The following is a 22516-nucleotide window of genomic DNA, read 5'->3' on the forward strand; positions in this document are numbered from 1 at the left end:
CTTTGGTGCAAAATGTCTTCCTTGGCTTATGCATTTGAGGAGTTGAGCTTCACATGTGTGGCATTGTTGGCATTGTTTCTACTGCGCTTGTCAATCAGCAGATCTATGACAGCTTGCTGCTTCTACAGCACCGGGGTCAGGACTCTACTGGCATAGCCACCATGGATGGCAGTGTTTTTCACTTGCATAAGGCAAGGGGGCAAGTGCGGGAGGCCTATCGCACACGTGATATGCGTTCCTTAATCGGTAATATTGGTCTTGGTCATGTTAGATATGCAACAAAGGGTGCAGCTGAGCGGGAAGAAGAAGCACAACCATTTTATGTGAATGCTCCTTACGGAATCATTCTTATTCATAACGGTAACCTTACTAATACTCGAGAGCTTGATCGCGACTTGTTCAATATTGATCGTCGCCACACAAATTCAAAGAGTGATACGGAGATGTTGCTTAATGTTCTAGCTACTGAATTGCAATTGAAAATTTATGGCAGTGACCTTACTCCAGATCAGGTATTTGATGCTGTTACATCTGTACATCAACGAGTAGAAGGTTCTTATACATCTATTGCTTTGATTGCAGGGCACGGTCTTCTTGCCTTTCGTGATCCGTTTGGGATTAGGCCATTGGTACTTGGTAAACGTAAGTCTTTAGAAGGTGCTGATGAGTGGATTGTCGCTAGTGAGTCATTGGTATTAGAGAATGGTGATTATCAGATTGTTAGGGATGTTGATCCTGGTGAGGCGATTTTCATTACTCAAAATGGCGAGCTTTATTCACGTCAGTGTGCGAAAAATCCGCGTCTTGTGCCATGTTCATTTGAGTATGTTTATCTTGCTCGACCTGATTCAGTGATGAGTGGAATCTCGGTTTACGAGGCTCGATTAAGGATGGGGGATCGACTTGCAGAAACTATTGCAAAGTACACGCCATCTGGAGATATAGATGTTGTGATGCCAATTCCTGACTCTTCACGGCCTGCTGCTATGCAAGTGGCTAGACAGCTGGGGATTGAATATCGTGAGGGCTTTTTTAAAAATCGTTATGTAGGCCGTACATTTATCATGCCTGGACAAGCTCAACGTAAGAAATCTGTTAGACAAAAGTTAAATGCTATGGGAACAGAATTTAAGAATAAGAATGTTTTAATTGTTGATGATTCAATTGTACGTGGTACGACTTCGAAGGAGATAGTACAAATGGCTCGAGTTGCTGGTGCGAATAAAGTCACGTTTACCTCTGCAGCACCACCAGTGCGGTATTCACATGTTTATGGTATAAATATGCCAAATCGTCATGAGCTGATTGCTTATAATCGCACTATTCCTGAAATCTCTTCTGAACTTTCAACGGATCACATGGTCTATCAAGAGGTTGCTGATCTAGAAGCAGCAATTGTTGAAGGTTCAGGTGTTTCTGAACTTGAGCTTTCTTGTTTTACCGGAGAGTATATTACAGGGACAGTTACTTCTGAATATCTCGATTGGATAGAACGCACACAATTGTCTTAATAAAGGTGATCATCAAGGACTTAAGTGTTAAATGTTTAATCTAAAATATTATTAGTTGTGATTAGTGGCACCAGTTTTTGAATTTCTTCGTTGTCTTTTAATTCCACGATATTTAGACTTGGTTTGATCGGTATGGTCAGTTCCAGCTTTCCAGCTTCAATACGGCCATGGCGACCTTGGCTACTGACTAGGCCGACCAACCTATTGCCATTACAGATGTCAACGACTCGATCTTGATCTCGGCTTGAATCTTTTATTGTTAATCCTATTTCCCCTAAATCTCCTCTCTGGCAGACTCTTATCGAAGAGACCAATATTTTGGCGAATTTACCTAGGCGTGTGGCAAGTAATACAGTGCTTTCACAGTTTGGTGGACAAGAAACTGCTCCAACGACCATTTCTTCTGGTAATAGTCGCATTGTCATAGGCCCCTGAGCTAATTTCCCCATCAATGGCATGCTGTCGTTATTAACATTAATTCTGATTACTCTCCCTATATTACTTGCTAGAACAACATCATCATTTGCTTTGCAAATGAATGCTGATTTTAAGATAACACCATCTTTCAATTTAACAATGGTTGCTGCTCTTCCGGAAAGTTCCATTACTTCTTCTATGGGTAATCGCTTGAAGCGTCCATCGCTGCTAAGTAGGCCTAGGCTTAGATTTTGATCTACGGGCAAGGGGAATATATTGATCAATGTTTCTTTTTCTAATCCTCCTGGTAGGAAGCGTTCCAGCGCCCCGGGTTGTTGCCCTGCAAATTCCCAGCGGACTAGAGCTACTCGACCATTGTTTGTCACCGCAAGTAGACGTGGGGCTGGTTCAATTGGCAAGATCAATCTGGCTGGCGAAGGTCCATCGCTGAGTTTGCAAGCTTCGTTGAGGTGAAGTCGACCGAGGATTTGAGGGCTCATTACCTTCACCTGGCTGTCTTGCTGGATGAGTATTCGTCCATCACTTGGCAGGGCGGATAGTGCTTGTTGTCGTTGAACTTCCGCATTCGGTCTTTGGTTTGCCGCTCGCTCAGCGACCAGATCATCGCCACCCTCCACAAGGCGAGTTCGGCGGGGGTTGTTAAAGCGTTTTTTGAGCTGTCGAAGTTCTTGAATGAGTACTTCCAGCATGCTTTCTCGATTTTCAAGAAGGAATTGAAGTTGTTCTTGTTTTCCTTGTAGTTCTTTCGCTTCTTGCCTCAAACTGCTTTGTTCCAGACTCGTAAGTCGTCTTAGTGGCATTGCCAGAACAGCGTCGGCTTGTTTTTCATTTAGATCTAATTGCACCATCAGACGGGCTCTTGCAGCAGCAGCATCGGCAGCCTCTTGGATCATTGCAATGACAGCTTGTAGTGCGTTCAATGCTGTGATTAATCCTTCCACCACTTCCAGGCGAGCTTTTGTTTTTCCTAGGGCATGGTTGGTTCTTCGGATAACTGTGAGTTCTCGGTATTCGAGAAAAGTTTGTAATAATTTTCTCAGTGAAAGTTGTTGGGGCTGGCCGTTAACAAGAGCCAGAAGAATTGCACCGAAATTGCTTTGTAAGGAGGTGCGTCGATGCAGATCGCCGAGAACATTCTCTGGGTTGGTATCTCGGCGAAGTTCCACCACTATCCTCATTCCTTCTCTGTCGCTTTCGTCGCGAATATCGGCAATGCCACCGATTTTTCCATTGTTAACAAGATCTGCCAGTTTTTCGATCCAACCAGCTTTGCTGAGTTGATAGGGCAATTCAGTGACGACAACAGCACTTCGGCGGTGCCGACCCTTACCAGGTTGTATTTCTTCGACATGGGCCACGCCACGCATTGGGATGCTTCCGCGTCCTTTGAGGTAGGTTTCATGGATGCCAGTGCCCAGCAGGATCTCTCCACCAGTTGGAAAGTCTGGGCCAGGAATTAGACCAAGTAATTTGTCGTCACTGAGATCGGGTTTGCGTATCAGGGCAATCAATCCATCGACCACTTCGCCAAGGTTGTGGGGTGGAATGCTGGTCGCCATACCTACGGCGATTCCCGAACAACCATTTAGTAGCAGGAAGGGAAGTTGGGCTGGCAGTACTGAGGGTTCCTGTTGGGAGCCATCAAAATTCGCAGTAAAATCAACTGTTTCCTCTCCGATTTCATCCAACAACGCCATATGGGCGATTGAAGCCAGACGCGTTTCTGTGTAACGCATGGCCGCAGGCGGATCGTCATCAACGGAGCCGAAGTTGCCGTGTCCATCCAATACTGGGAAACGGCTTGAAAAGTTCTGAACGAGTCGAACGAGTGCGTCGTAAACGGCTTGATCGCCATGAGGGTGATATTTCCCTAGGACATCTCCAACAACACGGGCGCATTTTCTATAGGGACGATCTGGCGTCAGGCCTAGCTCGTGCATTGCAAATAGGATGCGCCGCTGAACTGGCTTGAGGCCATCTCGGGCATCGGGCAATGCTCTTCCTACGATTACGCTCATCGCGTATTCGAGATAGGAGCGTTGCATCTCTTGATGCAATGCGATTGGTTGAAGGCGCTCCTCGGCCATCCAGATTTGGGATTAGAGGGCTTAAAGCGCTCAGCCTACAGATCTACTTAGCGGATACCAGCATTGTTGATCAGTGCCTATTGGTTTGTATCAGCGTTGGCTTCAGCTCGTTCCACAGCTGATCGTAGATTTGGGTTTGTCAGTAAATGACTAGTGGCTTGGCGAAGGCGCTCTCCCCAGAGCTGCTCTTTCTGGTGTCTTGGTAAGACGTAATTTGGATTTTCTGCAAGAGCTTGGTTGGCAAGTGCGAGTGCTTCTGTGCTGCCAGGGTTGATTTGATTCAATGCAGCCGCAAGGGCAAGCATTGGTTCAGCATTGCGTTTGATTTGTAGTACACGCCGCCAGCGGTTGATGGCAGCTTTGATTTTGCCCATTTCAAACAACACGATTCCTTGGTTGTTAACGGCTTCCCAGAATGTTGGCTGCAAGCCGGATGCCTTTTCAAAAGCTTCGAGAGCGATTTGAAGATTGGCTTGCATCACTCTTGCGTTGCCTAGATCAAAGTAAGCACCAGCATTATTTGGGTCGAGTTCTAGACCTTGGATGAGGAGGCTCACGGCGTCTGCAGGCCGGTTATCGCGCAGGGCAAGGGAAGCTTCAGCGAACCAAAGGCCTGCTTTCTTGGGGTTGAGTTGTTTTGCTCGCGCTAGAGAATGGCTTGCAGCATCAAGTTGATCGCTGCGTAGTTGGGCTTCTGCAAAAATTGACCAGAGACGCTCATCTTCTGGTTGCAGTCGGACAGCTAGTGCTGCCAAGAGCGCGGCCTCTTTTGGTTGACCCAGTTGCAGCAATTGGGCGGCTGTGCGTCCAATGCCGAGGCTGGCTCCTTTTAATTCAAGAGGACTTGGCTCGTAGACGTAGGGAATGAGGGCATGAGTCGGAGGTGTTGCCACAATTGTGGTGATGAGCCCTAGAACAGCTCCTCTGAGCCAGCCATTAAGCGGTTTATATCGCAGCTGGTTCAGTTTCATTCCATGGATTTAGTTGTTTTGCAGCGTAGGAGGTTTGTTGGTTTGCGTTGAGGCTGCATTTCGACGCCACATCCATGGTTTGATTCTTTTCAGAGCAGATCCGCGTAATTGTTCACTCCAAGTTGTATCGCTCCATGAGAGGGCTTGATTGCGCGTCAGCTTGAGTAACCAATCACGAGGCTGTACATCAGGATCATTGCTATGGGGAAGAGATTGTTGATTCCATGGGCAGACGTCTTGACAGATGTCACATCCGGCGACCCAATTCCCCAAGGACCTCACAATGTTTTCTGGTAAGTCAGGGTTGCGGTTTTCGATTGTGTGGTAGGCCAGGCATCGACGTGAATCGATCACAAAAGGTTCGGTGATGGCTTCGGTGGGACATATCTCCAGACAGGATTGGCATTTGCCGCACAGGGACTTGGCGGGTTGGTCTGGGGTGAGTGGTTCGGTGCAAAGAAGATGACCCAGCACCATCCATGAACCTCGCTGGGTATTGATCAGGTTGCTGTGCTTGCCGATCCAACCGAGACCGGCCTCTTCTGCCCAGGCTTTGTCGAGTAATGGAGCGGTATCTACGCAGATTTTCCAGCGGCAGTTAGGTCGCTGTTGTTCAAGCCAGCGACCTACTCTTCGGAGCCTTTGCTTGATCACTCGGTGATAGTCCCGTCCCCATGCATAGCGAGCAACTAATAATTTGCCTGGAGCTCTTTGTACATTGACGAAGTAGTTCAGACCTACCGCCAGCAGGCTTGTCATCCCTTCGAGTAGTTGGTCCGCCTGTTGCCTTTGCGATGAGGCCATCCATGCCATGTCAGCCTGATGACCAGCTTTTAGCCAGCGCTGTAGAGCAGCGGAGCGAAGTTGGAGTCGGTCACTACCAGGGAACCTGGCAATTCCTACAGGATCAAAACCTTGTTTTTTTGCTTGCTCTTTGAGCTCATGGCTGAGTTGATCTTGGTTGGCGCAGATTTTCACAACCATCAACCGTACACTTGATTACCTTTTGGCATCGTGCCTTGCCTGCTTCTGAGTTGGGATCAAGTTCAGCCGGTCGTTTAACTCCTTTGATGCGCTGGCTCGGACTCACCCTCGTGATTTTGCTGCTGTTGCAGATGGTTGTCTTGCTTGGTGCAAGCGATTGGGCGTCGGCGGAGTTTCAGCAAGTGATGGTTCAGCGTTTGGTTACGCTTTCTCCGATGGGATTTATAGGTCTGTTGCTGATGTTGATCAGTTCCAGGCTGGATCATCCAGGTAAAGCAAAACTGCCGATTCGCTGGCTGATTTGTGCTTTTTCTAGTCTTTTTGCTATTGCCATGATCGCAGTGATTCCAATGGCGATCTCCGGTAATCAGACCCTCGCTGGTCAGGCAAATCAAACTTTGAAGCAAAGGCGAGATCAGCTTCAGGAAGCCCGTAGACAGGCTCAGAACCCTGAAGCTCTTAAGGTCCTTGGTGATCAGCTTGCACAAGCTGGTCAGTTGCCTGCTACTGCAACCGATGAAGATCAGCAAAAGGCAGCCAATGATTTCGTCGCTGGTCAATTGGCTCAGATGGATCAGCAGATCCAGCAAATGGAGCGGCAGCGCAATCTTGCAGTGAATCAGCGTCGTTTTGGTGGCACCCTTAGTGCTGTTGTGCTTGCAGTGGCTTTTGTGTTGCTGGCGCTCACAGCGGTGCTGTAAAAACTCGGCAGAAGTCAGACAGCTGGTTAGGTTGGTTCAATCAAGTCCGCTTTTGGCCTCAGACTTTCCTTGGTGCAGTCCAATCCCAGAACAGATCTTCCGCTGACCTCAAGGCTTCAGCAGGATCTCAAGAACGATCTCATTGCAGGGTTGTTGGTAGTCATACCTTTGGCGACAACGATCTGGTTGGCTACCACTGTCAGCAGATTTGTACTGGCATTTCTTACGTCGATCCCCAAACAGGTCAATCCGTTCATCACCCTTAATCCACTTCTTCAGGATCTGATTAATTTGAGCCTGGGCCTTACGGTGCCATTGCTTGGCATCCTTTTGATTGGCTTGATGGCTCGCAATATTGTTGGACGTTGGCTGCTTGAGTTTGGTGAGGGAACTCTTTCTCGGATACCTCTTGCTGGATCGGTATATAAGACGCTTAAACAGCTTTTGGAAACTTTCCTAAGAGATAATTCGAAGCGTTTTCGTCGAGTAGTGTTGGTGGAATATCCCCGTGAGGGCCTTTTTAGTGTTGGGTTTGTGACCGGTTTGGTAGGTCCCTCACTACAAGCTGAGCTTGATCAGCCCTTGCTTAGTGTGTTTATTCCCACGGCTCCCAATCCCACCACAGGCTGGTATACCTTGGTGCCGGAGTCTTCTGTTCGCAATTTAAATATTTCCGTGGAGGATGCTTTCCGCACAATTATTTCAGCAGGAATTGTGAACCCTGATGAACAAGAGCCTCCTATGAATCGCAGTTTCTCAAGCTTGATGACTCAATTGCGTTCTAATACTGCCCCGTCTTCTACGACTACGACCCAGGTTTGAGTTCGTCTCCTCCCGTTCTTGTGTCGATCATGCAGTCCAGATCACTTGCTCGAGAACTGGCTCTTTTAGTGCTTGGTCAGATTCCCGAACGTGAAAGTTCGAGGTTGAAAACAATATCTTTGGAGAGTCTTCTTCAGAAGGCTTTTGATACCCTGAGTCAGCACTGGAGAGAGGGTCTTGATACTTGTGCTGTTGAGCTTGAGAATGCTCAACAGCATTTACTCGATAGTGAGTTTCAAGATCGTGATTCGAGCTCTACGAGACAGGTTCGTGAGCATTTACAGGCTTGTCTGATTGGTGCAGAACAGGTGATTAATGGTGTTTCAACAAGCTTGGAAATTTCCCGTTTGCTGGCGTTAGGAAACCAGGAGCAGATTCGGCTTGGGGCTCTAGAGCGTGTGAGGTTGGTGATAGAACAACGCAACAGCATTGATGCAAGTATTGATGCTGTTATGGAGGGCTGGCGCTTGAGTCGTTTGCCTCGTATTGATCGGGATATCTTGAGGTTGGCCGTGGTGGACTTAACTGCTCTTCAGACTCCATCTGCTGTGGCTTGCAATGAAGCTGTTGAATTGGCCCATCGCTACAGCGATGATCAAGGTCGTCGCATGATTAATGGTGTTTTGAGACGGTTGCATGATGCCTCCACTATGACGTTGGCCTAATGGTTTACGACTGGTTTAATCGTCAAGCCAGTGACGATGTTTCTACTGAGAAAGTTTTAGAGGAGAAGCCAGAAGGCTCTGAGGTGGTCAGCTCCGATTCGTCTAATAATCAAGAGGAATCTTCTCCAATGAACCAGGAGGAATCCTCTTTGGAGTGGGCGCGCAGTGCTTACGCCCGCTTAAAAGCACAGCAGGCGCAGCAGAAAACGTCACAGCCTTCCGTTGAGATGGACTCTGCTAGCGAAACAGCCCTTGCTGCGAATGTTCAACCTGAATTTAGTGCTCAGTCTTCAAGTTTTGAGGCTGGGGGTTCTTTATTGGAGCAAGCTGCACTCCAGAGGCAGGTTCGTCAACAAGAGCTTGAAGAAAAGGTTGAGGAGGTGTTGCCTCAACTAGCTCAACAATCTCAGTTTTCGGAAACGTCGCCTGAACCCAGGCTTGGTGAGTTTGACGAAACCTTTGCGTGGTCTGCAGAAGTGCTTGCAGCACAGGGGCGCAAGCCGGAAAAAATTTCTTTAGAGGAGATTGATTGGTTGGGCCGACTCAGGCGTGGTCTTGAAAAGACCCGTCAAGGTTTTGTCAAAGGCCTGTTGGAAAACCTCGGAGATGATCCCCTTACCCCTGAGGTGCTTGATGACCTTGAAACATTACTTTTGAGAGCTGATGCGGGAGTTGAAGCTACGGATCAAGTTCTCGATGCACTTCGTCGTCGAATGAACGAAGAAGTTGTGGATCCTGCTGAAGGACTTCGCTTTCTTAAACAACAACTTTGCAATCTTTTGGAGGCTCCGATTCAAGACACTGGCACTGATCTTTTGGCGCCAGAACGGGGTCGTCTCAATATCTGGTTATTTGTGGGAGTCAATGGGGTTGGCAAGACCACCACTCTTGGGAAGTTGGCAAACTTGGCAGTACGCAGTGGTTATACCGCTTTGATTGCTGCTGCTGACACCTTCCGGGCCGCTGCTGTTGAACAGGTCAAGGTGTGGGGTGCTCGCAGTGGTGTTCCGGTCATAGCCAATTCCACTGCCAATGCTGATCCTGCTGCTGTTGTGTTTGATGCAATTGGTGCGGCCCGATCTAAATCAACGGACCTTGTGCTTGTTGACACAGCTGGTCGTTTGCAGACAAAGCACAATTTGATGGAGGAGCTACAGAAGGTTCGACGCATTATTGATCGTTTAGCACCTGAAGCCAGGGTTGAATCTCTTTTGATACTTGATGCCAGTCAAGGTCAGAACGGATTGCGACAAGCCATGGCTTTTGCTCAGGCGGCCGCTCTTACAGGGGTAGTGATTACCAAGTTGGATGGTACATCTCGTGGTGGCGTGGCCTTAGCGGTGGCTTCAGAAGCGAGGTTGCCGATTCGTTTCATCGGCGCTGGTGAAGGGATCCGTGATTTACGACCGTTCAACAGTTTTGAATTTGTTGAGGCACTCTTGGCTAACTATTGATGTTCTGGCGGCTGCCTGAGCAGTTGATCTTGCTAACTTTCTAACCCTGCTGTGCCGTTGCTGTGAGCAGTAAGTCGCCACGGCGACATCCGACGCCTTCTTTTCGTAGCGCTTCTCAGCAGGTGTCAGCCTCTACGTCGTTGCGGCAATTGCTTGATAGCTTGTCGAGGGAGCAGCGCCGCAATCAGGACTTGTTGGTTTCGTTGGGTTTTGCCCTGCGCAGTTTCACCAATCTGCATCGTTTTCTCGAATTGGTCCCTGTGGTGGCCTCCCGTCTGGTGGGCGTACAAGGAGCATTGCTCGTGCCTTTTCAGGTTGATGGTCGTTTGTGGAGGGAGCAGCTTCAGGCAGTTCCATTTGATCAGAGTCAGGAATTAGTGAGGCAGTTGGCTTCATTTGAAGCAGGTTTTGCCACAGGTTTCGGTACTGATGAGGCACAGGTTCTTGCTATGGATCAGCTGGTTCAGCGCCATTTGGCTAGGGCCGGGATGTTTGCCACCTCATTAGTTGCTCGCGGGCAGCAGCGTGGCAGGCTTTATGTTTTTGATCCTCAAGCAGCTCTGATTTGGAGTGATGTTCACCGTCGCCATGTGCAGTTGGTGGCAGACCTGACTGGGGTGGCTATTGAGAATGATCTGATGCTTCAGGAGGCCCGTCTTCACGAGCGGGTGGACCGTCAACTCAGTATCGGGGCAGAGATTCAGGCTCAGCTTTTGCCGGATCGTTGTCCTGTGATTGAAGGTGTCGAGCTTGCGGCTCGTTGCCGTCCCGCCTTTCAGGTTGGCGGCGATTATTACGATTTCATTCCTACCCGTCCAGAACTGATCGGTCGACGCAAGGAACGAGGTCGTTGGGGTCTTGTGATGGGAGATGTGATGGGTAAGGGTGTACCTGCTGGTTTATTAATGACCATGCTCAGGGGCATGTTGCGTGCAGAGGTATTAAGCGGTCTGCCGCCCAATCGGATTCTCCATGATCTCAATCAGCTAGCTCAAGAGGACTTGGCTCAGTCCCATAGGTTTGTGACTCTTTTTTATTCTGACTACGATCCGCGCACGCGTCGTCTTCGCTATGCAAATGCTGCTCATAATCCTCCTCTGATCTGGCGAGCTGAGCAACGCAGTGTGAGCCGGCTTGATGTGCCTGGTTTGTTGATTGGACTTCAGCCAGAGGCGGATTACAGCTGTGGTGAAATTTTGCTCAAGCCTGGTGACGTGATTATTTACTACACAGACGGTGTTACCGAAGCTCCTGGCATCACCGGAGATCGTTTTGATGAAGCTCGCTTGATTCGCGCAATGGAGGGATCTTGTCGAAGTGGTTTAGGCGCACAGGGGATTCTTGATCAGTTATTTGCCCGTTTGGATCGGTTTGTCGGTGTGGACCATCAACTGGAAGATGATGCCTCAATGGTGGTTTTGAAAGTGCCAGAGGAGGTAACGCTGCCGTCTGTGTCCCTGGCCTGACAAGCTGTTGACTCGCTGCTCATGAAGGGATGGCAGGTGGAGTAACCAGTGGTTCTGCAGAAGGTTGGAGCAAAAGGTTTGAAGAGGGATTGCATCCGGTTATTGAGCGGTTCAATGCTTCCATCAGCTTTGACATCACTCTGCTTCAAGAAGATTTGGATGGGTCTATCGCTCATGCACGCATGCTTGGCGAATGTGGAGTGATCAGTCTTGAAGAGGCAGCTCAGCTTGAGGGCGGCCTTGAGAAAATCCGCTCAGAAGCAGCTGCAGGAGAGTTTCAGCCAGGACTTGTTGATGAAGATGTTCATTTCGCTGTTGAAAGGCGGCTGATCGCTTTATTGGGGCCTGTCGGCAAGAAACTTCATACAGGCCGAAGTCGCAATGATCAGGTAGGCACGGATCTGCGCTTGTGGTTACGGCGTCGCTTGGATGATTTGGATTGTGAACTGGAGCGGTTTCAGCATGCTCTTTTGACACAGGCAGAATCCCATCGTCAAACTTTGATTCCCGGCTACACCCACTTACAGCGTGCCCAGCCGCTTTGCTTGGCCCATCATCTTTTGGCTTATATCGAGATGATTCAAAGGGATAGAGATCGGTTTAAAGATGTTCGCGGAAGAGTCAATATTTCGCCGCTTGGCGCGGCTGCCCTTGCAGGAACATCAGTGCCTATTGATCGCCAAAATACAGCAGCAGCACTTGGCTTTGAGTGTATTTACGCGAATAGCCTGGATGCGGTAAGTGATCGCGATTTTGCTGTTGAGTACACAGCGGCGGCTTCGTTGGTCATGGTCCATCTCAGTCGCCTGGCGGAGGAGGTGATTTTCTGGGCGTCTGAGGAATTTGCATTTGTGCGTCTCAGCGACCGTTGTGCCACTGGCAGCAGCTTGATGCCTCAGAAGAAGAATCCTGATGTGCCTGAATTGGTACGAGGCAAATGTGGTCGTGTGTTTGGTCACCTTCAGGGTCTACTGACCATGATTAAGGGATTGCCATTGGCTTACAACAAGGATTTTCAGGAGGATAAGGAAGCTCTTTTTGACACCGTTCGCACTACTAAAGATTGTGTGGAAGCCATGTCGATTTTGATGGAGCAAGGGTTGGAGTTTTGTTCGGAACGCTTGGCAGCTGCCGTTGAATCCGACTTTTCCAATGCCACTGATGTGGCTGACTACTTGGTTGCTAAAGGAGTGCCCTTTCGGGAGGCCTACCAATTGGTGGGTGCGGTTGTGAAGCGTTGTTTAGACGAAGGGATTTTGCTTTGTGATCTAAGCCTTGAACAATGGCAGGAATTTCACTCTGCTATTGCTGAGGATTTGCATGAAGCATTGGCTCCAAAGCGGGTTGTGGCTGTGCGGATTAGTGAAGGTGGCACTGGTTTTGATCGAGTTGAGGAGCAACTGCGTCACTGGCGTAGCCGCCTTGATTCCGTACTGTCATGATCGAAATGCATCGGCGGGTCTACGCTGATAGAGCCAAAGGTGGATTGATTCATTCCCGAATCATGAACTAATGGCTATACCTGGCCAATTGGTCCACTACTTTTTTTACGGTCCACAAGGAAAGTGAGTATTTTCGTCGGCAATCTTCCCTTCCGCGCTGAGCAGGAAGACGTTATTGAATTGTTTGCACCTTTTGGTGAGGTTGCGAATTGTGCTTTGCCCTTGGAACGCGACACAGGACGCAAAAGGGGCTTTGCTTTTGTTGAGATGGCTGATGAGGCAGCTGAGCCTGCGGCTATCGAAGCTCTTCAAGGGGCGGAAATGATGGGTCGCCCTTTGAGGATTAATAAGGCAGAGCCACGTGGCAGTGCACCTCGTCGCGGCGGATATGGCGGTGGCGGCGGATATGGCGGTGGCGGCGGATATGGCGGTGGCGGTGGATATGGCGGTGGCGGTGGCGGTGGCGGTGGCGGATATGGCGGTGGCGGTGGTGGAGATCGTGGTTCCGGAGCTCGTGGTTGGGAAGATCGCAGTTATGGCGGAGCTTCTCCTGAAACAAGTTCCTATGACGAGGGTCGCACTCGTCGTCGTAGGGGAGGCGCTGCACCTGAGGGTGAAGGTGGTGACAGCTACAGCGGATATGGGGGAGCGGAGGGCTGAGTTAAGTCCTTAAAGCCCGGCATCTTCAAGTTGCTGGGCTGCTTTTTGCAACACTCTTAGATCGGCATCGGCTTTTTGAGCCTTGATGCCAAGGTCTCGCCGCCAGGCTTTGGCGCCCGGTACCCCTTCAACGAGTTGTAAAAGATGTCGGCACAGATCCCATAGCCTGCCACCTCTGCTTAGGTGGGTTTCGGCATGAGGGAGTAATCCTCCTATGACTTGAGAAGCATTGATTGAGCGTGGTTGTTCCCCATAGACCAGCTCATCCATGCTCTGCCAGCGGAGCGGATGGGCATACGCTGCTCGCCCCACCATTGCCCCATCACAGGTTTGCAGCGCTGTTAGGCAGTCGGTAGGGTGTTCTAGTCCTCCATTGATTTCAATAGTGAGCTGCGGGCGTTGTTGCTTGAGATGGGTGACTCGTTGATGTTGAAGTGGTGGAATCGTGCGGTTTTGTTTGGGGTCAAGCCCTTCTAGCCAGGCTTTTCGTGCATGCACAGTAAAGCGAGTGGCTCCTGCTATGGACACTCGGTCGACAAAGGTCATGAGTAGAGCGTCGCTATCGAAATTATCAATTCCTAGACGGTGTTTCACGGTGACTGGAAGAGGGCTCGCCATCGCCATCGCTTCAACACAACGTGCGACTTGATCAGGTTTAGCCATTAGGCAGGCACCGAAGTTGCCTGCTTTTGCTCTTGAGCTGGGACATCCCACGTTGAGGTTGATTTCGTCGTAGCCCCAGGCATCGGCCAGGCGCGCTGCTTCTGCAAGCATTTTTGGATCATCGCCTCCTACTTGTAGAGACAGGGGATGCTCGATGATGTCGAAATCGAGCAGATGATCAAGACGGTTGCTGTGATGCAGAGCTTGGGCCACCAACATTTCCGTGTAAAGCAACGCCCGGCGACTGATTTGTCGCATTAGTACCCTGAAGTGTCGATCTGTGCAGTCGAGCATTGGAGCCACGCTGAACCGATAAGCACCATCAACCTGTGGCGTGAAAGGAGCAATCATTGATTCATGCTGGCTTCATAGTTGTGTTGCGCTTTCCTAGAAAGAAGGTCATTGATTTTGGCTGCGCTTATGCCCATTACTGCTTTGCTATTGAGTCGTCGTTCTTTGCTGATAGCCACTATTGCAGGAGCCTTTGGTGTTTATAGGAGACCTGCAGCAGCCTTTGCTGCTACGAGGGCTGAGGATCTTGATTGGTCGCTTAGTAATGAGCAGTGGGCAAAGCGTCTTTCCCCTGAGGCTTATCGGGTGCTTCGAGAGGAGGGAACCGAGCGCCCTTTTACGAGTTCTCTCAACAAGGAGAAGCGTGTGGGCATCTATCACTGTGCAGGTTGCGATCTGCCGTTGTTTTCTTCTGCGGCGAAATTCGATAGTGGTACTGGCTGGCCAAGTTTCTGGGAGCCCCTTGCTGGAGCTATTCAAACGAAAGTAGATTTCAAATTGATTATTCCTCGCAGCGAATATCATTGCCGGCGCTGTGGCGGTCATCAGGGACATGTCTTCAATGATGGTCCTAGGCCAACCGGCAAGCGCTATTGCAATAACGGAGTTGCCCTTACTTTCCGACCCGCCAGTTGATTTGATCGTTGTTGGTGGTGGTGCCTCAGGTTTTTTTGGGGCAATCACCGCGGCTGAGGAGGGTTTGGCTTTTGTGCATATGTTGGAGGCCACCTCTGAGCCATTGACGAAGGTGAAGATCAGTGGTGGCGGCCGTTGCAACGTGACCCATGCCTGCTGGGAGCCAGGTGATTTGGTGACCAATTACCCCCGAGGTGGCCGCCCATTGCTGGGCCTCTTTAGTCGGTTTGCTACTGGTGATGCGGTGGCTTGGTTTGCCGATCGGGGCCTGGAGCTTGTGGCAGAGCCGGATGGGCGAATGTTCCCTGTGGCTAATTGCTCCTCTGCAGTGGTGGCGTGTCTGAAGCAGGCAGCAGTGGTGGCTGGAGTCAGCTTGCGCAGTCAGAAGGTTGTACAGAGTTTGGAGCGTCGGGGTGCTGCAGGGTTTTTAGTTCAATGTCGGGATGGGTCTTCTTTTCAGGCTCAAAGGGTTTTATTGGCTACGGGTGGGCATCCCAGTGGTCGTCGCTTGGCGGCAGCGATGGGTCATCAGCTTGTGCCGTCAGTTCCTTCTCTGTTCAGTCTTGCTCTGGAGGCACCTGCGTTAATCGCCTGTTCTGGTTTGGCTCTCGATGGCGTTCATCTCAGTCTTAAGGCTGGAGGTCAAAACTTTCAGCAGACCGGCAGGGTGTTGATTACTCATTGGGGATTAAGTGGGCCTGCCATTTTGCGGCTTACTGCTTTTGCTGCAAGGGCTTTGCAAGGCGATCACTATCGGGGAAAACTTTTTGTCAATTGGCTTGGCATGAGTAGTCACAATCTGGTGAAGCAGTCACTGCGTGACCTACGTCATCACCAAGGTAGACGCACTCTGGGATCAGCTCGTCCTGTGTCCAACTTGCCCCGTCGTCTTTGGTTGTCCTTGTTGGCTCAAGTGGGCGCTACTCCGGATTTGCGCTGGGCGGATTGTCCTGCCCGTTTGGAACGTCTTTTGTTTGAAGCTTTGGTTGCCAGCTGTTACTCAATCAGTGGCAAGGGGCCATTTGGAGAAGAGTTCGTTACGGCTGGGGGAGTGCAGTTGGGCGAGGTGAATCTCGCGACGATGGAGAGTCGGGTTTGTCCAGGTCTTTATTTTGCTGGGGAACTTCTCGATGTGGATGGGCTGACGGGGGGGTTCAACTTCCAGCATTGTTGGACCAGTGGTTGGCTTGCTGGTCAGGCCATTGCAAAGGGTTTGCAGCTCGCTACTGGATCTGATCAAACACGGTGAACATGGGGAGATACATCGCTAGCAGGATGGAGCCCACGATGACACCCACTACAACGATCATCGCGGGTTCAAGCATTGAGGTCAGAGCCTTCACCGAGGTAGAGACCTCATCCTCGTAAAAATCAGCCAGCTTGCTGAGCATTTGATCTATCTCTCTGGTTTCCTCGCCAATAGCCAGCATGTTTAAGGCCATGTCTGGAAGCACTTTTTGGCGATTCAGGTTGCACTAAGGAGCACCCCTTCCTGCACAAGGGTTCGTGATTCAAGAATGGCGTCGGAAATGATCGCATTGCCAGCGAAACCGCTGGCAATTTCTAGTGACATCAGGATTGGTCCGCCTGCTCTGATCAATGAGCTGAAGATTCTGCAGAATTGAGCGGTGGCAGTTTTGATGATCAGATTGCTGAATAGGGGGATTCTCAGCTTCAGTCGATCGATCTGACGGCGTCCTTGGTGAGTGGAGTAGTAGCGGTTGATAATTCAAGCGCACACCAGTAGGACACCTGTTAATAGCAGGGAAAAGGAGGAACGCAATAATTTGCTTAGGTCGACCATGAACTGGGTGAACAGGGGCAGCTCGGCGCCTAAATCTTCAAAGATTTCTGCAAAGGTCGTGATCAAGAAGATTGTCATGCCTAGGGATACGAGGATGGCTATTACCAGCACGGTGATTGGGTAACCAAGGGCCCCTTTGATTTGGTTCTTGAGTCGGGCATTGTCTTCTAATAGCTTGGCGAGTCTCTTTAGAGATTCATCCAAAACACCACCAGCCTCTCCGGCTTTCACTATCGCGATACTGAGTTGGTCGAATACCTTTGGCCACTTGCTCATAGCAGTGCCCATGGCACTGCCTTCATTTACATCAAGACTCACCTTCATCAGTGCACGTTTGAACATAGGCATGCGCTGCTGACTAGCCATTAGGTCGAGACTGCGCACGATCGGAACGCCTGCATCCAGCAGAGTTGCCAATTTGCTTGCGAAAATTGCTTGGTCTTTTACAATTGGTGAGTTTTCGAAAGCGACACTTAGATCGATTGGCAACCTACTTGCCCTCTGTCATAGCAATCCTTTTTGGCGAATAGAACTGCTGGTTTGGCGCTAGTTCGGTCAACGCAAAACTAGCAAGCGCGGCAACGAAACTTGATCAAATAGATGCACGAGACGGCCACGGCAGACAAGTGTTAATGCTCTCGAAGAAGGTATGTGTCTTGAATGGCATTGTAAATAGATAGTGGGAAGATTTTTTAAGAAAATCTCTTGATGATCTTTGATATAATGAATGCAAACATCCTGATGATATCTATCCCCATGAGTAAAATCAGCAATAAAAGCACATAAATTGGCCATATGGCTAGTAGGTTTCCTACTCGAGTCCTGCTTATCAATCCTCCATCGTGATGCAACTTGAGAGCATTCCAGTCATTTGTTGCGGCTGCCTTCCACATCAATAGATCCAGAGGCATTCTTCTTTTTGTTGCCTTGCTCTCGCAAATAATCCCATATGAATTCATTAATGGATCAAGGCAAGGTCCATTTGTAGGGAGAGGATGAATAAACGGATCCAGGTTTGCAATTGCCACTATTGGCTGTGAGTGCAAGACATTCTTCATGCGAGCTAATTCAACAACTAAGATCCCTCTAGTTAATCCATCTTCAACAGGGTTCTTTTTTATATATCCGCCACATGTGTAGCCCTGGGACCCACCGTCAAGACCTGAATATCCCCATTTTATGCACCAGACTGGATCAAAAGACATACTATTTATTCCTGGCACCTCAGAGCTCTCTACCGTCCAAGAGTGCAAATTCATCAGGAAGTAGTCTCCATATGCTTCGGCGCCAAATACATACGGACTGCCTAGCGGCACAAACCCTCCTAGCCAACTCGCTGGAAGCAACAGCACAAGCCAGTAACGATGTCTAAATAGATTCCTGACACTTGAGGAGAAGCTCATTAGCAAAAGCTGAGATTTCAGTTGGCTTGGACTATTAAACTTTTCCAGTTCCAAGTATTAGCTTGATCATAGTTTAGCTTGGAAGGTTCCTACAATGATTGCCTTTTAATTAGTATGCTGATAACTCAAGAGGTGAATCAAAAGTATCTTTCTATTTTCTTAGCTGTTAGATGAACTTCAGAGAACGACAAAGAGCATTTGCGGAAGTAAATAACGGAGAGGGTGCTTTTCGCACCATGGTGGCGGAAAAATTTGGACCGCTAACACCTGACCCCGGTTTTGTATTTGACGCAATGGGTCGGCTTCAAGAGCTTCTGGCTCCCCCCTAGTTTTGATATTGGAGGACTAGGTTTGAAGTGGTTTGACTATCGATTGTTTTGACGTAAGCGGATCTGTAGTCCGTCTTGTTGCGGCTCAATGTGTACGTCGCTGGCTTCTGTTTGCAGTGCCTCTAGCAGTATGCGGTCCACCAGGTTGATGACTGGTGAGCTGTCTGAGTCCATCAAGCTGGACTCCAAATCCTCTACGGAACTAGCAATTCTGGCTTGTTCTTCAGGATCTTCTTCGAGCACGCCTTCGGCACTAAATCCTGCCAGCAGGGAGGTTGGTGTTTGTGCAAGTGGCTTTGTTGCTTTTGACGTGGATGCAGATTCAATGTGCTGCTCAGATCTCATTGGTGCAAGCAGCTGGCTGATGTCGGATGCCAGCGCGAGACGGAATTCTGTGCTGAAGCCTTGGGACTGCAGCACTGAGATTAGTTGATTTTTGGTTTGCTCATTTCATTGGTCCGAGATGGCTACAATCAAATGTTGGTTGTGTATGTTGATTGGCATGGCCTGGAATTGTTGCCACGTTGAGATGTCAAGAGTGGTGTGGTTTGTGGTTGGCCATTAGCTCCACTCCGACAAGAAGTTCTTCGTGACTAAGCACACTGACTTGTAGGAGCAGTTCCAGTTCCAGTCGCTGCTGGATGCTGTTGGTTGCTTTGGGGATTGGTCGGCCCTGGGTCACGAACAAGAAATGAAATTGGAGGTGCGGGCTTCCGCCGCTTGTGGGAGGTGTGCTACTCCCATCAACATGTCTAGACGTGAATTTGCAAACGGTCAGCATGAGTGGCGACGCCCCTACCCCATCTCACGATCCTGCTGCTGAGGGTTTAGAGGCTTCCGTGCCTCTGGAATCAGTGGCAGCGATGAATTCCGACGAGGGTCAGCCTTCAGCTCAATCTGCACCATTAGCGGATAATGAGGCTCGCTTACAGCAGTTGGAGCAGGAGCACAGCAGCCTGCGGGAAGAGCACGAAACTCTTCGTAGTCAGTACATGCGGATTGCTGCAGATTTCGATAATTTCCGCAAACGTCAGAGTCGCGATCAGGACGATCTGCGATTACAGCTCATTTGTACTACTTTGAGTGAAATTCTGCCGGTGGTGGATAATTTTGAGCGAGCTCGTCAGCAATTAGAGCCTCAGGGAGAGGAGGCTCAGGCTCTTCATCGCAGTTATCAGGGTCTTTACAAACAGCTTGTTGATGTGCTCAAGCAATTGGGTGTTGCTTCAATGCGGGTTGTTGGACAGGCGTTTGATCCCACCCTCCATGAGGCTGTTTCAAGAGAGCCCAGTGAGGAGCATCCAGAGGATGTAGTCACAGAGGAACTTCAGCGTGGATATCACCTCAACGGCAGGGTGCTTCGCCATGCTCTTGTGAAGGTGTCTATGGGACCAGGCCCGCAGAGTGGCGCCTCTCCTTCTTCACCTCAACCCAATGATGACTCCACTGCAACTTTTCAAGGTGAGGCAGATCCTGCCCAACCAGGGGTCTGATGGCATGCTGTTGCCCTTTAGGGTGAAGGAGTGTTGACGAGCTGATGGCTGATTATTACGACCTGCTAGGGGTCAGCAAAGATGCTGATGGCGATACCCTGAAGCGGGCTTATCGCCGTCTTGCACGTCAGTATCACCCAGATATCAATAAGGATCCTGGTGCAGAGGATCGTTTCAAGGAGATCGGTCGTGCCTATGAGGTGCTTAGCGATCCTCAGACTCGTGGCCGTTATGACCAATTTGGCGAGGCTGGGCTTGGGGGTGCAGCGGGCATGCCCGATGTGGGAGATATGGGTGGCTTCGCTGATCTCTTTGAGACCTTTTTTAGTGGTTTTGGAGGGGCTGGTGGATCTGGTGCCGCTCGTCCACGACGACGGGGACCGCAGCAAGGAGATGATCTTCGCTACGACTTGAAGATTGACTTTGAGCAAGCTGTTTTCGGCCAAGAACGAGAGATCAAAATTCCCCATCTTGAAACTTGCGACACCTGTAACGGCACTGGAGCCAAGGTGGGTAGTGGACCAACGACCTGTTCCACTTGTGGTGGTGTTGGTCAGGTTCGACGAGCGACCAGAACACCTTTCGGGAGCTTCACTCAGGTGGCGGAATGTCCCAGTTGTGAAGGGACTGGACAGGTGATTGCAGATCCTTGCCCTGCATGTGCTGGACAGGGTGTACGTCAGGTTCGTAAGAAATTGCGCATCAATATTCCCGCTGGGGTTGATACAGGAACTCGTCTGAGAGTTGCCGGTGAGGGAAATGCTGGTTTGCGGGGTGGACCTTCTGGAGACCTTTACGTATTTTTGACGGTGAAATCCCATCCCCAATTGCGACGTGATGGGATCACGGTGCTTTCAGAAGTCAACGTGAGTTATCTCCAGGCAATCCTTGGAGACATCATTGAGGTTGATACGGTTGATGGCAACACCAGTCTTGAGATTCCTGCTGGAACTCAACCCAATGCTGTACTCACCCTTGAAAACAAGGGTATTCCTAAGCTAGGAAACCCAGTAGCAAGAGGTAATCAGCGTATTTCTATCAATGTGAAGTTGCCCATTCGTCTTTCTGATGAGGAGCGGGGCTTGCTTGAAGATCTTGCTGGCCATCATTCCGCTAAAGGCAGGCAGCATCACCATCACAACAGTGGTTTGTTTGCTCGTTTGTTTGGCCAGAAAGGATGACCGCCCAGCTTGTTCCTGATCAGCAGATTGATTTGCGCGGTACTCCTTGCCCAATCAATTTTATTCGCTGTCGCTTGGCTCTTGAGGGTCTTAAGGCCAAGGAACGTCTACAGGTGGATCTTGATCGTGGGGAACCTGAGGCGATGGTGGTTCCAGGGTTAGTAGAGGCAGGCCATCGCGTTGAGATTATTGCTCAGGAAAACACTTGGTTGAGGTTGATGGTGACTTGTGGTGGCGGCTGAGGCGCCGCGGCTTGCAGGGATGGTGGTGGCCTTACAAGCCAATTTTCTCGAGGTAGAACTCGAGACTTTTAATCCATCTTCATTGGTGAGCTGGACAGGATCAACGGATGATGAACCATTGCGTTTGCTTTGTACTCGTCGAACGCGCCTGGACCATCGCGGGGCTGCCGTGCATGTGGGGGATCGAGTTTGGGTGGAAGCAATCGATTGGCAGGAGCGTCGAGCTGTGGTTGGTGATGTGGAACCTAGGCAGAGTTGGATCAACCGCCCGCCAGTCGCCAACGTTACGGCTGTTGTTGTTGCCTTGGCAGTCAAGCAGCCTTGCTTTGACGCTGACCAAGCGAGTCGTTTTCTACTGTCCGCTGAGCAGACTGGTGTTGATGTTCACCTCATCCTTACCAAACGCGATCTGATCACTTCGGAGCAGCTCGAGCAGCAGCTTGTGCGGCTAAGGGGTTGGGGGTATCGGCCTATGGCGGTTTCTGTGCAGACCGGAGAGGGGTTAGGTGCCCTAAAAAACAAACTCAGCAGTACACGACTTGCTGTCTTTTGTGGTCCTTCAGGTGTGGGTAAGACCAGTTTGCTCAATCAGCTCTTGCCCCAGCTATCCCTGCGCGTAGGCGCTGTTTCTGGACGGTTGAAACGTGGTAGGCATACCACTCGTCATGTTGAACTCTTTCGACTGTGCGAAGGATCTCTTGTTGCTGATACACCAGGGTTTAATCGACCTGAACTTCCTGCTGATCCGCGCAAGCTTGCGGTGTTGTTCCCTGAATTTGATGGACAGATTGAAGATTATCCCTGCAGATTTAGGGATTGTTTCCATCGTGATGAGCCCGGTTGTGGGGTTGATAAAAGTTGGGAACGATATCCAATCTATAAGCGTTTTTTGGAGGAGATTGAGTGCCTCAGTCGCTCATCCCGGGGAGGTTCAGGTTCAGGCCTCCTGTAAGTTCTTCCATTTGCTCTTTCATGGTGGTGGTGGAGTGCTCATAGGCGGATTGAAGAGCGGCCAAGATCGCGGTTTCGCTGGCATCTTGTCCTTCGGCAAGCAGTGAGGGTTCAAGGCGCACACGCAGTGGTTGCTGGTTGCCAGATAGCCAGATACTTGCTCTGCCGTCTGGGCTGCTGCCCTCAATTTCCATGGCATCTAGCTCTTCCTGCAGTTTTTGGGCGTTTTGTTGGATTTGTTGGGCCTTGCGGAAGGCTTCGGTGAGTTGGCCGAAATTGGGAAGTCCGAACCCTGCCATTGCGTTGCTGGAGGAATGGGCAG

Annotated in this window: 23 protein-coding genes and 1 pseudogene; 15 read left to right on the forward strand and 9 right to left on the reverse strand. The window is 50.0% G+C overall.

Translation table 11 applies throughout. From position 1 onward, the window contains the following. The first annotated feature begins 53 nt into the window (after positions 1-53). A complete protein-coding gene (purF, locus tag SIB41_RS11515) occupies positions 54-1511 on the forward strand; it encodes an amidophosphoribosyltransferase (RefSeq protein WP_413359101.1) in 1458 nt (485 codons plus the stop codon). Between the two features lie 35 nt (positions 1512-1546). Here purF and SIB41_RS11520 read toward each other — a convergent pair whose 3' ends face one another. The 3 genes from SIB41_RS11520 to queG form a co-directional block, all read right to left on the reverse strand. Beyond that, positions 1547-4036, reverse strand: coding sequence for a DNA gyrase/topoisomerase IV subunit A (locus tag SIB41_RS11520; protein ID WP_413359103.1), 2490 nt, complete (start codon positions 4034-4036; stop codon positions 1547-1549). 77 nt (positions 4037-4113) lie between these two features. Continuing rightward, positions 4114-5007: a tetratricopeptide repeat protein gene (locus SIB41_RS11525; protein WP_413359105.1), complete on the reverse strand. Its 894-nt coding sequence runs from the start codon at positions 5005-5007 to the stop codon at positions 4114-4116. Between the two features lie 9 nt (positions 5008-5016). Continuing rightward, positions 5017-5991, reverse strand: coding sequence for a tRNA epoxyqueuosine(34) reductase QueG (gene queG / locus SIB41_RS11530; protein WP_413359107.1), 975 nt, complete (start codon positions 5989-5991; stop codon positions 5017-5019). Positions 5992-6077: 86 nt separating this feature from the next. On the opposite strand from queG, the gene SIB41_RS11535 reads away from it, so the two are divergent. The 7 genes from SIB41_RS11535 to SIB41_RS11565 all read left to right on the forward strand — a co-directional run bounded on the left by SIB41_RS11535 (position 6078) and on the right by SIB41_RS11565 (position 13201). After that, complete coding sequence (locus tag SIB41_RS11535) at positions 6078-6692, forward strand: HpsJ family protein (RefSeq protein WP_413361545.1); 615 nt, start codon at positions 6078-6080, stop codon at positions 6690-6692. Positions 6693-6761: 69 nt separating this feature from the next. Continuing rightward, a complete protein-coding gene (locus tag SIB41_RS11540; RefSeq protein WP_041374634.1) occupies positions 6762-7514 on the forward strand; it encodes a DUF502 domain-containing protein in 753 nt (250 codons plus the stop codon). A 29-nt stretch (positions 7515-7543) separates the two neighbouring features. Beyond that, positions 7544-8179: a transcription antitermination factor NusB gene (gene nusB / locus SIB41_RS11545; RefSeq protein WP_413359109.1), complete on the forward strand. Its 636-nt coding sequence runs from the start codon at positions 7544-7546 to the stop codon at positions 8177-8179. Beyond that, the gene (gene ftsY / locus SIB41_RS11550; protein ID WP_413359112.1) at positions 8179-9633 is read left to right on the forward strand and encodes a signal recognition particle-docking protein FtsY; all 1455 of its coding nucleotides are present in this window, start codon (positions 8179-8181) and stop codon (positions 9631-9633) included. The genes nusB and ftsY overlap by 1 nt, the downstream gene beginning before the upstream one ends. A gap of 62 nt (positions 9634-9695) precedes the next feature. Beyond that, positions 9696-11099, forward strand: coding sequence for a PP2C family protein-serine/threonine phosphatase (locus SIB41_RS11555; RefSeq protein ID WP_063416273.1), 1404 nt, complete (start codon positions 9696-9698; stop codon positions 11097-11099). A gap of 29 nt (positions 11100-11128) precedes the next feature. Continuing rightward, positions 11129-12541, forward strand: coding sequence for an argininosuccinate lyase (gene argH / locus SIB41_RS11560; RefSeq protein ID WP_413359115.1), 1413 nt, complete (start codon positions 11129-11131; stop codon positions 12539-12541). Positions 12542-12664: 123 nt separating this feature from the next. Beyond that, entirely contained in the window at positions 12665-13201 is a 537-nt protein-coding gene (locus SIB41_RS11565) for an RNA recognition motif domain-containing protein (RefSeq protein ID WP_413359117.1), read from the forward strand. Between the two features lie 9 nt (positions 13202-13210). Here SIB41_RS11565 and dusA read toward each other — a convergent pair whose 3' ends face one another. Continuing rightward, positions 13211-14215: a tRNA dihydrouridine(20/20a) synthase DusA gene (gene dusA / locus SIB41_RS11570; RefSeq protein ID WP_413359119.1), complete on the reverse strand. Its 1005-nt coding sequence runs from the start codon at positions 14213-14215 to the stop codon at positions 13211-13213. Positions 14216-14284: 69 nt separating this feature from the next. Between dusA and msrB the strand changes: the two genes are divergently transcribed. After that, positions 14285-14791 (forward strand): peptide-methionine (R)-S-oxide reductase MsrB, encoded by a 507-nt coding sequence (msrB, locus tag SIB41_RS11575; protein ID WP_063398947.1) that lies wholly within the window; start codon positions 14285-14287, stop codon positions 14789-14791. Then, on the forward strand, positions 14718-16040 hold the full coding sequence (locus SIB41_RS11580; RefSeq protein WP_413361547.1) for an NAD(P)/FAD-dependent oxidoreductase: 1323 nt from the start codon (positions 14718-14720) through the stop codon (positions 16038-16040). Before msrB ends, SIB41_RS11580 begins: the two co-directional genes overlap by 74 nt. On the opposite strand, the pseudogene SIB41_RS11585 reads toward SIB41_RS11580, so the two are convergent. Then, positions 16015-17084, reverse strand: a pseudogene (locus SIB41_RS11585) (type II secretion system F family protein). The gene SIB41_RS11580 and the pseudogene SIB41_RS11585 overlap by 26 nt on opposite strands. Before the next feature lie 203 nt (positions 17085-17287). Continuing rightward, entirely contained in the window at positions 17288-17941 is a 654-nt protein-coding gene (locus SIB41_RS11590) for a hypothetical protein (RefSeq protein WP_413359122.1), read from the reverse strand. Positions 17942-18168: 227 nt separating this feature from the next. On the opposite strand from SIB41_RS11590, the gene SIB41_RS11595 reads away from it, so the two are divergent. Beyond that, positions 18169-18327, forward strand: a complete 159-nt coding sequence (locus SIB41_RS11595; RefSeq protein ID WP_413359124.1) for a hypothetical protein — start codon at positions 18169-18171, stop codon at positions 18325-18327. A 36-nt stretch (positions 18328-18363) separates the two neighbouring features. Here SIB41_RS11595 and SIB41_RS11600 read toward each other — a convergent pair whose 3' ends face one another. Next, a complete protein-coding gene (locus SIB41_RS11600) occupies positions 18364-18672 on the reverse strand; it encodes a hypothetical protein (RefSeq protein ID WP_413359126.1) in 309 nt (102 codons plus the stop codon). A gap of 187 nt (positions 18673-18859) precedes the next feature. Next, entirely contained in the window at positions 18860-19015 is a 156-nt protein-coding gene (locus SIB41_RS11605) for a hypothetical protein (RefSeq protein WP_413359128.1), read from the reverse strand. A gap of 91 nt (positions 19016-19106) precedes the next feature. Here SIB41_RS11605 and grpE point away from each other — a divergent pair, with 91 nt between their 5' ends. Genes grpE through rsgA form a run of 4 tightly spaced genes read left to right on the forward strand, consistent with a single transcriptional unit; the run spans position 19107 to position 22195 of the window. Beyond that, positions 19107-19820, forward strand: a complete 714-nt coding sequence (gene grpE / locus SIB41_RS11610; protein ID WP_063420783.1) for a nucleotide exchange factor GrpE — start codon at positions 19107-19109, stop codon at positions 19818-19820. A gap of 44 nt (positions 19821-19864) precedes the next feature. Continuing rightward, positions 19865-21001, forward strand: a complete 1137-nt coding sequence (gene dnaJ, locus SIB41_RS11615) for a molecular chaperone DnaJ (protein ID WP_413359130.1) — start codon at positions 19865-19867, stop codon at positions 20999-21001. Continuing rightward, positions 20998-21243, forward strand: coding sequence for a sulfurtransferase TusA family protein (locus SIB41_RS11620; protein WP_011824712.1), 246 nt, complete (start codon positions 20998-21000; stop codon positions 21241-21243). The genes dnaJ and SIB41_RS11620 overlap by 4 nt, the downstream gene beginning before the upstream one ends. Continuing rightward, positions 21230-22195 carry a ribosome small subunit-dependent GTPase A gene (gene rsgA, locus SIB41_RS11625; protein ID WP_413359133.1) on the forward strand — a complete coding sequence of 322 codons (966 nt, stop codon included), beginning with the start codon at positions 21230-21232 and terminating at the stop codon, positions 22193-22195. The genes SIB41_RS11620 and rsgA overlap by 14 nt, the downstream gene beginning before the upstream one ends. Here rsgA and SIB41_RS11630 read toward each other — a convergent pair. Further along, positions 22152-22493 carry a YbaB/EbfC family nucleoid-associated protein gene (locus SIB41_RS11630; RefSeq protein WP_011824714.1) on the reverse strand — a complete coding sequence of 114 codons (342 nt, stop codon included), beginning with the start codon at positions 22491-22493 and terminating at the stop codon, positions 22152-22154. The genes rsgA and SIB41_RS11630 overlap by 44 nt on opposite strands. Positions 22494-22516: the final 23 nt, after the last annotated feature.

The sequence above is a fragment of the Prochlorococcus sp. MIT 1201 genome (assembly GCF_047303415.1).
Lineage (GTDB): Bacteria > Cyanobacteriota > Cyanobacteriia > PCC-6307 > Cyanobiaceae > Prochlorococcus > Prochlorococcus marinus_D.

What these genes read in the sequence shown, in the direction of transcription:
- queG (WP_413359107.1), bottom strand. Translation starts at nt 5,991, where the DNA reads ATGGTTGTGAAAATCTGCGCCAACCAAGATCAACTCAGCCATGAGCTC.
- SIB41_RS11525 (WP_413359105.1), bottom strand. Translation starts at nt 5,007, where the DNA reads ATGAAACTGAACCAGCTGCGATATAAACCGCTTAATGGCTGGCTCAGA.
- SIB41_RS11520 (WP_413359103.1), bottom strand. Translation starts at nt 4,036, where the DNA reads ATGGCCGAGGAGCGCCTTCAACCAATCGCATTGCATCAAGAGATGCAA.
- SIB41_RS11580 (WP_413361547.1), top strand. Translation starts at nt 14,718, where the DNA reads ATGATGGTCCTAGGCCAACCGGCAAGCGCTATTGCAATAACGGAGTTG.
- SIB41_RS11600 (WP_413359126.1), bottom strand. Translation starts at nt 18,672, where the DNA reads ATGAGATCTGAGCAGCACATTGAATCTGCATCCACGTCAAAAGCAACA.
- SIB41_RS11535 (WP_413361545.1), top strand. Translation starts at nt 6,078, where the DNA reads ATGCGCTGGCTCGGACTCACCCTCGTGATTTTGCTGCTGTTGCAGATG.
- msrB (WP_063398947.1), top strand. Translation starts at nt 14,285, where the DNA reads ATGCCCATTACTGCTTTGCTATTGAGTCGTCGTTCTTTGCTGATAGCC.
- ftsY (WP_413359112.1), top strand. Translation starts at nt 8,179, where the DNA reads ATGGTTTACGACTGGTTTAATCGTCAAGCCAGTGACGATGTTTCTACT.
- SIB41_RS11620 (WP_011824712.1), top strand. Translation starts at nt 20,998, where the DNA reads ATGACCGCCCAGCTTGTTCCTGATCAGCAGATTGATTTGCGCGGTACT.
- dusA (WP_413359119.1), bottom strand. Translation starts at nt 14,215, where the DNA reads ATGATTGCTCCTTTCACGCCACAGGTTGATGGTGCTTATCGGTTCAGC.
- dnaJ (WP_413359130.1), top strand. Translation starts at nt 19,865, where the DNA reads ATGGCTGATTATTACGACCTGCTAGGGGTCAGCAAAGATGCTGATGGC.
- grpE (WP_063420783.1), top strand. Translation starts at nt 19,107, where the DNA reads ATGAGTGGCGACGCCCCTACCCCATCTCACGATCCTGCTGCTGAGGGT.
- SIB41_RS11595 (WP_413359124.1), top strand. Translation starts at nt 18,169, where the DNA reads ATGAACTTCAGAGAACGACAAAGAGCATTTGCGGAAGTAAATAACGGA.
- SIB41_RS11630 (WP_011824714.1), bottom strand. Translation starts at nt 22,493, where the DNA reads ATGGCAGGGTTCGGACTTCCCAATTTCGGCCAACTCACCGAAGCCTTC.
- argH (WP_413359115.1), top strand. Translation starts at nt 11,129, where the DNA reads ATGGCAGGTGGAGTAACCAGTGGTTCTGCAGAAGGTTGGAGCAAAAGG.
- purF (WP_413359101.1), top strand. Translation starts at nt 54, where the DNA reads ATGTGTGGCATTGTTGGCATTGTTTCTACTGCGCTTGTCAATCAGCAG.
- nusB (WP_413359109.1), top strand. Translation starts at nt 7,544, where the DNA reads ATGCAGTCCAGATCACTTGCTCGAGAACTGGCTCTTTTAGTGCTTGGT.